Raw genomic sequence first — 9,757 nt, 5'->3', positions numbered from 1 at the left:
ATTGGCGTAGTTATGTTATTTACATGGAGGGTTCATCCATTTTTTATTTTGTTTTTACCTTTGAACTTATACGAAATTACATTCTATTACATAGAAAAGAATTGGCCAAGCTTTGTCGTTATGATGCTCCCAATTACGATTGCAGATGAAAGTATTCGAATGACTTATGGATTAATTGTTGCATTTTCTTTTCTCGTTTTAACTATTGCAGATCGATATATATCGCGTGTAGTAAAGCTTGAATCGCAAAATGATAAGATGCGAAAAGATATGCAACGACTTACGAAAAGCTTACATGAAAATAAAGAGTACATAAGACAATCTGAATACACATTTAAGCTAGAAGAGAGAAATCGGTTATCGCAAGAAATTCATGATAAAATTGGTCACTCGATGACGGGTGCACTTATTCAAATGGAGGCAGCAAAGAGGTTAATGGAAATAGATAAAGAAAAATCTGCGGAGTTATTACAAAATGCAATTCACATTTCAAAAGATGGAATTGAAAGTATTCGCATTACATTGAAAAATATGAAGCCACCAACTGAGCAAATTGGTATTCATCGTATGAAATTATTCATAGAGGAATTTGCCGGTAAGAATGATGTGAATATTCCTTTCGTTTATAAAGGGAACTTAGATATGATTTCTCCGATACAGTGGAAAATTATTGGTGAAAATGTTATGGAGGCATTAACGAACGCGATGAAGTATGCTGATGCGACAGTCATCTCAATTGATATTCATGTACTTAACAAGATGGTGAAAGTACAAGTGAAGGATAACGGAAAAGGTGCGGTTCTCGTTAAGAAAGGTCTCGGGATTATGGGGATGGAGGAGCGAACAGCGTCAGTAAACGGAAAAATTATTGTAGATGGAACAAGTGGTTTTGCAGTAACAATGTTGTTGCCGATATGAGGATGAATCATCTCATATGAAAAAAGTGAATAATCTCATGTGAAAAGAATGAACTTCTGCACTGAGCAGGTTCATTCTTTTTGTTTATACTAAAAGCAGAGAAACCGAAATAGGGGTGAAATGATGAATACATTAGAAATTAAAAATTTAACGAAAAAATTTGGTGATTTCATCGCAGTTGATAATATGTCTTTATCTATTAAAGAAGGAGAAATATTTGGCTTTTTAGGATCGAATGGTGCTGGTAAGAGTACAACGATTAATATGATTGCTGGTTTGTTAAGAAGTAATGAAGGCGAAATTAGCATACTAGGAAAAAATATAAAGAAACATAACCGATTTGCGAAGATGAATATCGGTATCGTTCCGCAAGATATTGCGATTTATGAAGAGTTAACTGCCTATGAAAATGTGAAATTCTTTGCTGGGTTGTACGGATTAAGAGGAGTTGAGCTAAAAGCGAGAGTGGAGGAAGCACTGCAATTTGTGGGGCTTAGCGATAAACATAAAAGTTATCCGAAAAACTTTTCTGGCGGGATGAAACGAAGATTGAATATTGCTTGTGCAATTGCACATAGACCGAAGTTAATTATTATGGATGAACCGACAGTTGGAATTGATCCGCAATCAAGAAACTATATTCTTCAGTCTGTCCGGAAGTTAAATGAAATGGGAAGCACTATTATTTACACGAGCCACTACATGGAAGAAGTAGAAGAGATTTGTACGAAAATCGCAATTGTCGACCACGGTAAAGTGATTGCAGAAGGTACGAAAGAACAGTTAAAAGCGATTATTACAGATACGAAAGATATTTGGATTGAAGTGAAGTCAGTAGAAAATTTAGATGTAGAAAAGTTAAAAGAGATAAACGGTGTGAAAGCTGTTCAAATTGAAGAGAACGTAATCAAGGTAAACTCGGATGCAGGATTAAATAATTTAAATCAAATTATTCAGCATTTCATTAATCATGACATTGAAATTCGTTCGTTAGAGGAGCAGGCTCCAAACTTAGAAACAGTATTTCTTACGTTAACCGGAAGAAACTTACGAGATAAATAAAAGGTAAATGAAGAAAAGGTAAAGGGAGGTTCATCAATTGAACATCTTCAATATTGCAATTATGCATATTAAAAGAGATTTCAGAGACGTAAGAACTTTAGTTTTTATGTTAGCATTTCCGATTGTACTTATGCTTGTGTTAGGAACAGCGTTAACCAACGCATTTAATAGTGATAGTCATTCGATTAAAGATATACAAGTGCTATATAAAGATGAAGCGAGTAGCACGTTTTCTCAATCATTTGCAGCATTTACGAAAGAAGTGGATAAATCAGGTATTCATTTTAAAAAAGCTTCCGGCAGTATAGATGGGAAAGAAGAAGTGAAGAAAAATAAATATGCTGCTTATGTAGAGTTAAATAAAGATGGTGCAAAATTTTACGGAAGTGACAAAAGTAGTATTGAGGGGAGTATTGTGGAAGGAATGCTTACAACATTTGTTGATAAGTACAATGTAGCGGTCGAAGTTGCAAAAGTAGATCCTACTAAGGTGAGCACAGTTATTTCAAACGGAAACCATAATGATTATATAAAAGAAACATCTTTACAAGCTGCGAAAAAACCAGGTTCTATGGATTACTACGCGGTTGTAATGACAACGATGATTGCACTGTATGCTGCGATGGGAGCGAGTTCTTTAATTCGAGGAGAACGAATACGTAAAACAGGAGATCGTCTCATTGCTGCACCTATAAGTAAAGCTGAAATATTCATTGGAAAAGTACTTGGTAGCCTAGTAGCAAATGCCCTGTGCATATTACTCGTCATGTTATTTAGTAAATTTGTTTTTCAAGCGAATTGGGGCGACCATCTTGGAATCATATTTCTTATTTTATTAACACAAGTCTTTCTAGCGATTAGCTTCGGTTTAGGAATCGGATATATCACGAAAACAGCTGAAGCGTCTAGGGCAATTATTATGGTTGTTGTGCAATTAGCTTCTATTTTTGGAGGTGCATATTTCGTAGTAGAAGAAAATTTCGTTACGAATTTATCGCCATTAACTTGGGCAAATACAGCTGTTATGAAAATTATTTATGCAAATGATGTAGGGGCAGCACTACCAGTCATTTCTTTAAACATTGGAATTTCAGCACTCTTTTTATTAATTGCAATTATTGCATTACGTAGACGGGAGGGGCTATAGTATGAAGGATATTTTATGGCTCATACAAAAAACGTTATCTGTGCTTTTGAAAAATAAAAAAAGTTTACTAATTATAATTAGCTTGCCGATAATAGGGACGCTCATTTCCTTCTCGATATACGGAAATGCAGGGCAAGGAACGTTAAATATCGGGATTGTAAATAAAGAAAATGAGCCGATAGCAAATGATACGATAAAATTTTTAGAAGGATTAAATCATGTGAATGTGAGTAAGGTTAAGGAGTCTCAAATAGAAGATAAACTCACTTCCAAAAAACTTGATGGAGTTATTACATTAGATTCTGGTTTTTCAAAAAGTGTTCGAGAAGGGAAACCAGAGCATATTGAAATTTCATCGATTAAAGGTGATCAAGTAACAGGATTTATAAAATCATATTTATATAATTATATTGATAATATAGCAGCTATTAGTAAAGTAGCCGGAACAGATCAAAGCACATTCGACAATATGTACGCAGGGTATCAAAAAAGTTCATTTAAAATGAAAACTGAGACGCTAGAAGATACTTCGAAAAATAAAGATATGACAAATCAAACGATGGGTTACCTTATTATGTTTATGCTGTTTTCAGCAGCGAACTTATCAGGTCATATTTTAAAAGAAAAAGAGAATAGAACGTACTTTAGACTATTATCAACGCCGATAGATGGGAAGAAGTTTATATTATCTAATGTCGGAGTAAATATGATAATACTAACAGTACAAATTTTGATTACAATCCTATTCCTAACGAATGTTTTTCATACGAATATCAATATGCCTTTCATAGTGATGATGGGCGTACTAATGCTATTTGCATTAATCGCAATTGGAATATCATTAGTCCTTGTAGCTTTTTCGAAAAACTCAGCATCGGCAAATGCGATGCAAAATATGATCATTGTACCAACATGCTTACTTGCTGGATGTTATTTCCCATATGACATTATGCCAAGTGCAGTACAAAAAGTAGCTAATTTTCTTCCGCAGCGCTGGTTGTTAGATACGATATCAAAACTACAGCAGGGAATACCATTCTCGGAGTTGTATTTAAACATTTTAATTTTATTCGCTTTCGCAATTGCATTCTTCTTAATTGCTATTTATAAGTTTGGAAGAAATAATGACGCGAGAAATTTTGTTTAATGTGAAAAGGTGTGGCTTAATGCCATACCTTTTTTGTTTGAAACTTAGAGTATCTTTTGTAGTATAGGAATGCTTTTGTAGAGCACTTCGTTATGTGAAGCATGCAAAACATATTTATTTCCCTCTAGAAGAAAAACGCTATGTAGAACAGCGTTACCGTCACCATGTTTTGTAAGTAAATCACCGACGACTTTGCCGTCTGTCCATTTCAGTTTGGAATGTGAAGGGACGACTTGTAAATATTGAGTTGTTTCCTCTCCATCTCCGGCAATGAGTGTCGTTTCAATATTTCTTTTTTGTATAATAAATCTATTTGTATTTAATATATCGAGGAAAGGGTTTTTCATTTTCATCTTACTATAAGGAAGAAATGTAATAGAAGAGTCGGATTTTATAAATAAATAATTTCCGTAATCTTTACAAGGAATAACATCTTGTAATCCTGGAAAGTAAATGTGTATCGCCTCAACTTTATTCATTTTATGTAAGATGCTTAAGTAACAAATATATTGTTCCATATAAAAATGAACGATATTTATTTTAGAAGAGGCATGGATAGGGAGACTGCCTCCAGTCCAATAACTATAATTTGGTGGAGATCCAGCGTTTGGTGTGCAGAGTATTATAAGTTGATTCACATCATTTTTATATTCGTCACTTTGAACGTAAGAACGTCCAAGAAGGCCGCCCATACTATGACAAATTAAATTTAGTTTATCGCAACCTGTAATCTTTTTAGCATAAGCAATCGTTTGTAATAAATATTTTTGTGTAGAAAGAACAATACGCTGCCGCCAGTCATAAAAACAGATGAACAAGTCTTTATTTCGTTCGTACCCCATACTTTCTAGCATCATGATGAATGGTTCGTAAACAAATGCAGAAAGTCCAAAACTCCAATTACCAGTGCCGGGAATAATAATATTGCTCATTGAACCGAAAAGACCTGGGATAAAAACAATAGGAGTTTTTCCTTTTCTCATATTCGTATCTCCTTTAACTGTTCAGTATCAATAAAAATAAGAAATACATTTCGTATGAAAACATATTTAAATGAAACACTACGAAATAGTAAGGAATATGATTGGAAGGAAACCAAAATGATAAAAAAAATATTAAGAGTTACTTCTATTATTATTGCTATTTTCGTTTTTATTTTAATTTGTATGCATATCGATGTTACCTTAGGTAGGAAAATGGAAGCTGGAAAAAACATGCCGACAGAGTATGTGCCTCATTATAGTGATTTTCAATTATATGTAGAAGGGGAATCATTATATGAGCAGCTATTTGAAGATATTAAAAAAGCGAAAAGCTCCATCTACACTTATTTCTTCATTTTGTCGGATGATAAAAGTAGTCATACTTTTTTAAACTTATTAAAAGAGAAGGCAAAAGAAGGAGTAAACGTCTATTTATCAGTTGATCGCATTAATGATTTATCATTTGAAAGAAAGATGATAAATGAATTACGGGAAAGTGGTGTGCATTTTACATATAGTAGAAAACCTGCATTGCCATTCGGATTTTATTCATTTCACCATCGTAATCATCGCCGTATTACGACGATTGATGGGGAGATTGGCTATACAGGCGGATTTAATATAGGAGATGAGTACTTAGGGAAAGATAAGCGATTTGGATATTGGCGTGATTATCATGTATGGCTTAAAGGAGAAGGAGCAAAAGATTTAGAACAGCAATTCGCTTTAGATTGGAAACGAGATACGAAAGAAGAGATAAAGAGGAGTACGAATAAAGCTAGTAAAGGGAATACATTACATACTATGACTAGTTACAATGGGCATTACGTTGCTGAAAAATATATAGAGCTCATAAAACAAGCTCAGCACTCCATTGTAATTGCAACGCCGTATTTTATAGCAAAAAATAAAGAGTCCATGAATGCTTTAATCGCAGCACAAAAGCGTGGTGTTACAGTAAAAATACTTTGGTCATATAAACCAGATCTACCTCTTATAAAAGAAGCGGCGTATCCATACATACGTCAAGCTGTTAATAATGGGATTACTGTATATGGGTATAAAAAAGGAATGTTCCATGGCAAATTAATGCTTATTGATAATGAATTAACCGTTATTGGTACAACAAACTTTACTTCGCGTAGCTTCAATATAAATGATGAAATGAATTTTTATATTTATGGTGGTCCTATTGTAGGACAAGTTAATAAGGCGTTAACAGAGGATTTTCATGATTCGAAAGAAATGACGAAAGAGTTTTTTGAAAAGTTATCTTTTTGGGAGCGTTGTAAGGAGAAAGTGGCGGGATTGGTTGAGTTCTATTTGTGATGATGGATTAGGAAAGGGTGCCTACAAAAGACACCCTTTTTGGTGGGAAATCATTATTTTTCATGCACCAGCATCGTAACATCATCATTAATCAACGTCCCCACATGTTCACCTAAACATATTTTTTTCATCACTCCAGGCTCATCAAAGTTAAAGACATGTGCTGGTAAATTGTAGTCCCGGGCAAGCAGTAATGCCGCTTGATCCATGACTTGTATATTTTGTCTAACGACATCATTATAGTTTAGTTTGCTGTACATTTTTGCTGATTTGTTATGCTTTGGATCACTTGTAAAAACACCGTCGACACCTTGTTTTGCGACTAATATGGCATCACTATTCATTTCGATGGCTCTTTGTACACTTGGATAATCTGTTGTCACGAACGGTTGCCCGTTTCCGCCTCCAAAGATAACGATATAGCCGTTATCTAAATGGTGGGCTGCACGTAAGCGAATGTATGGTTCAGCTACTGCATTAAATGGAATGGACGTCATAACGCGTACTTCTCTATTTGTTTTACTTGTTAAAACACCGCGAAGCATTAAGCTGTTAATGATTGTACCTAGTGTACCGATATTATCAGCTTCTACGCGATCAATTCCCCACTCTTCAGCTAGATGCCCCCTAAAAATGTTACCGCCACCGATGACGATGGATACTTCGATACCTAAATCAACAATGGATAAAATTTCGTTTGCGATATGTTCTAATCGTTTGGAGTTAAAGCTATTTCCAGTTTGATCGGCAAGTGCACCGCCGCTTAATTTAATTAAGACACGTTTATATGGCCTCATAACAATTCCCCCTATATAGATCGCAATAAAAAAGGAACAAAGGCGAATGCCTTTGTTCCTTTTTAAGAAAATGAAAAAGAAAAGAAGAAGATAGGACGAATTGCTTTGTATAGTTTTTCATAACATCCACTCCTTTTCATTTTGATTTGTTTTAAGTATATACCTTTTTGATTATACGAAACAATCTGATTACTTATCAAGTTTATTTTATCGTTTTTTAACAAAATGGTGTCAATGAAAAAAAGAAGAAAAATATTTGAATTTTTTGTGACGAACTTGTAGGTTTTTGTATGATTTTGTAGGTTCGCTTATAAGATGTGTGAGTAGCTTTTATAAATTCAAATTGAAAGCGTTCGCATGAAGGGGATGAACATAAATGAAAAAATTCGGATTGGCAACACAAATTTTTGTCGCGCTTGTTTTAGGGATTGTAGTAGGGGCAGTCTTTTATGGCAATAAAACGGCGATTTCTTATATCACACCAATTGGGGATATATTTATTCACTTAATTAAGATGATTGTAGTACCAATTGTTATTTCAGCATTAATTGTTGCAGTAGCTGGTGTAGGAGATATGAAGAAGCTTGGGAAACTGGGTGGTAAGACAATTCTTTATTTCGAAATTATTACGACGATTGCTATTTTAATGGGATTACTTGCAGCGAATATATTCCAACCAGGTACTGGTGTTGATATGAGTAATTTACAGCAAAGTGATATTTCTTCTTATAAACAAACTGCAGATGCAACAGAGAAGAAAGGTTTTGCTGAGACAATTGTTCACATTGTACCGAAAAACGTATTTGAATCGATTGCACAAGGTGACCTATTACCGATTATATTCTTCTCAGTATTATTCGGCTTAGGAGTTGCGGCAATTGGGGAAAAAGGAAAGCCTGTCTTTAACTTTTTTGAAGGCGTACTCGAAGCCATGTTTTGGGTTACAAATCAAGTTATGAAATTTGCACCATTTGGTGTATTCGCATTAATTGCCGTTACGGTTGCAAAATTTGGTGTAGCAACACTACTTCCGCTAGGAAAACTAGTGCTAGCTGTATACGTAACTGTTATACTATTCGTTGTGATTGTATTAGGTATTAATGCACGAATGGTTGGAGTAAACATTTTTACATTAATAAAAATTTTAAAAGAAGAATTGATTCTTTCATTTACGACAGCAAGTTCAGAAGCTGTTTTACCTAATATAATGAGAAAAATGGAAGAGTTCGGTTGTCCAAAGGCAGTTGCCTCTTTCGTAATTCCGACAGGTTATACATTTAACTTGACTGGATCGGCTATTTATCAAGCGTTAGCGGCATTGTTTGTTGCACAAATGTACGGTGTGCACATGTCACTAACGGAGCAAATAACGTTATTATTCGTTCTCATGTTAACATCCAAAGGTATGGCGGGAGTTCCAGGTGCATCGTTCGTTGTTGTATTAGCAACGTTAGGTTCAATGGGGTTACCACTAGAAGGTATCGCATTAATTGCGGGAATTGACCGCATTTTAGATATGATTCGCTCATCTGTCAATGTATTAGGAAATGCATTAGCGGCCATTGTTATGTCGAAGTGGGAAGGCGAATTCGATAATGAGAAAGCAAAACAATATGTAGAAACAGTCAAAGAAACAAAAGCAGCATAAGAAATCGTTAAGGAGTGAATAATCATGGCAACATTAACTGAAGTTAAAAATGGTGTTCGAATTGAAAAAGATTTTTTAGGTGAAAAAGAAGTACCAAACTATGCATACTACGGCGTACAAACAATGCGTGCAGTTGAAAACTTCCCAATTACAGGATACAAAATCCATGAAGGTTTAATTAAAGCGTTCGCAATTGTAAAAAAAGCTGCAGCGCTTGCGAATACAGATGTAGGAAGATTGGAATTAAACAAGGGCGGTGCGATCGCAGAAGCTGCTCAAGAAATTCTTGATGGAAAATGGCATGATCATTTCATCGTAGATCCAATCCAAGGCGGAGCGGGTACTTCAATGAACATGAATGCAAATGAAGTCATTGCCAATCGTGCTCTTGAATTATTAGGAATGGAAAAGGGAGACTATCATTATATTAGTCCAAATAGTCATGTAAATATGGCCCAATCAACAAATGATGCATTCCCAACAGCGATTCATATCGCGACGTTAAATGCATTAGAAGGCTTATTACAAACGATGGGTTATATGCATGATGTATTTGAATTAAAAGCCGAACAGTTTGACCATGTTATTAAAATGGGTCGTACACATTTACAAGATGCGGTGCCAATTCGCCTTGGACAAGAGTTTAAAGCGTACTCTCGTGTACTTGAACGTGATATGAAACGAATTCAACAATCGCGTCAACATTTATATGAAGTAAATATGGGG

At 34.9% G+C, this 9,757-nt stretch carries 9 protein-coding genes; 7 read left to right on the top strand and 2 right to left on the bottom strand.

Going from position 1 to position 9,757, the window contains the following annotated elements:
- The 4 genes from ACQGSG_RS23100 to ACQGSG_RS23085 all read left to right on the top strand — a co-directional run.
- Positions 1–918 (top strand): sensor histidine kinase (locus tag ACQGSG_RS23100; protein WP_426948111.1); only part of this gene is annotated, 918 nt, incomplete at its 5' end.
- 123 nt (positions 919–1,041) lie between these two features.
- Positions 1,042–1,980, top strand: a complete 939-nt coding sequence (locus tag ACQGSG_RS23095) for an ABC transporter ATP-binding protein (protein WP_001093830.1) — start codon at positions 1,042–1,044, stop codon at positions 1,978–1,980.
- A gap of 37 nt (positions 1,981–2,017) precedes the next feature.
- On the top strand, positions 2,018–3,127 hold the full coding sequence (locus tag ACQGSG_RS23090) for an ABC transporter permease (RefSeq protein WP_001020151.1): 1,110 nt from the start codon (positions 2,018–2,020) through the stop codon (positions 3,125–3,127).
- Position 3,128: 1 nt separating this feature from the next.
- Positions 3,129–4,274 (top strand): ABC transporter permease, encoded by a 1,146-nt coding sequence (locus ACQGSG_RS23085; protein WP_058839107.1) that lies wholly within the window; start codon positions 3,129–3,131, stop codon positions 4,272–4,274.
- 44 nt (positions 4,275–4,318) lie between these two features.
- On the opposite strand, the gene ACQGSG_RS23080 is transcribed toward ACQGSG_RS23085, so the two are convergent.
- Positions 4,319–5,257, bottom strand: a complete 939-nt coding sequence (locus ACQGSG_RS23080; protein ID WP_097861588.1) for an esterase/lipase family protein — start codon at positions 5,255–5,257, stop codon at positions 4,319–4,321.
- Positions 5,258–5,374: 117 nt separating this feature from the next.
- Between ACQGSG_RS23080 and ACQGSG_RS23075 the strand changes: the two genes are divergently transcribed.
- Positions 5,375–6,586 carry a phospholipase D-like domain-containing protein gene (locus ACQGSG_RS23075; RefSeq protein WP_325842279.1) on the top strand — a complete coding sequence of 404 codons (1,212 nt, stop codon included), beginning with the start codon at positions 5,375–5,377 and terminating at the stop codon, positions 6,584–6,586.
- Between the two features lie 53 nt (positions 6,587–6,639).
- Here the strand turns inward: ACQGSG_RS23075 and pyrH are convergent, their stop codons facing one another.
- Entirely contained in the window at positions 6,640–7,383 is a 744-nt protein-coding gene (pyrH, locus tag ACQGSG_RS23070; RefSeq protein WP_001248058.1) for a UMP kinase, read from the bottom strand.
- Positions 7,384–7,759: 376 nt separating this feature from the next.
- Between pyrH and ACQGSG_RS23065 the strand changes: the two genes are divergently transcribed.
- Complete coding sequence (locus ACQGSG_RS23065) at positions 7,760–9,031, top strand: cation:dicarboxylate symporter family transporter (protein ID WP_000713291.1); 1,272 nt, start codon at positions 7,760–7,762, stop codon at positions 9,029–9,031.
- 24 nt (positions 9,032–9,055) lie between these two features.
- On the top strand, positions 9,056–9,757 hold a 702-nt coding region (locus ACQGSG_RS23060), incomplete at its 3' end, for a lyase family protein (RefSeq protein ID WP_396516230.1).

Origin of the sequence: Bacillus sp. GMa5/1 (assembly GCF_050172015.1) — a bacterium.
GTDB lineage: Bacteria > Bacillota > Bacilli > Bacillales > Bacillaceae_G > Bacillus_A > Bacillus_A cereus.
This window is presented reverse-complemented; position numbering and strand designations above follow the sequence as displayed.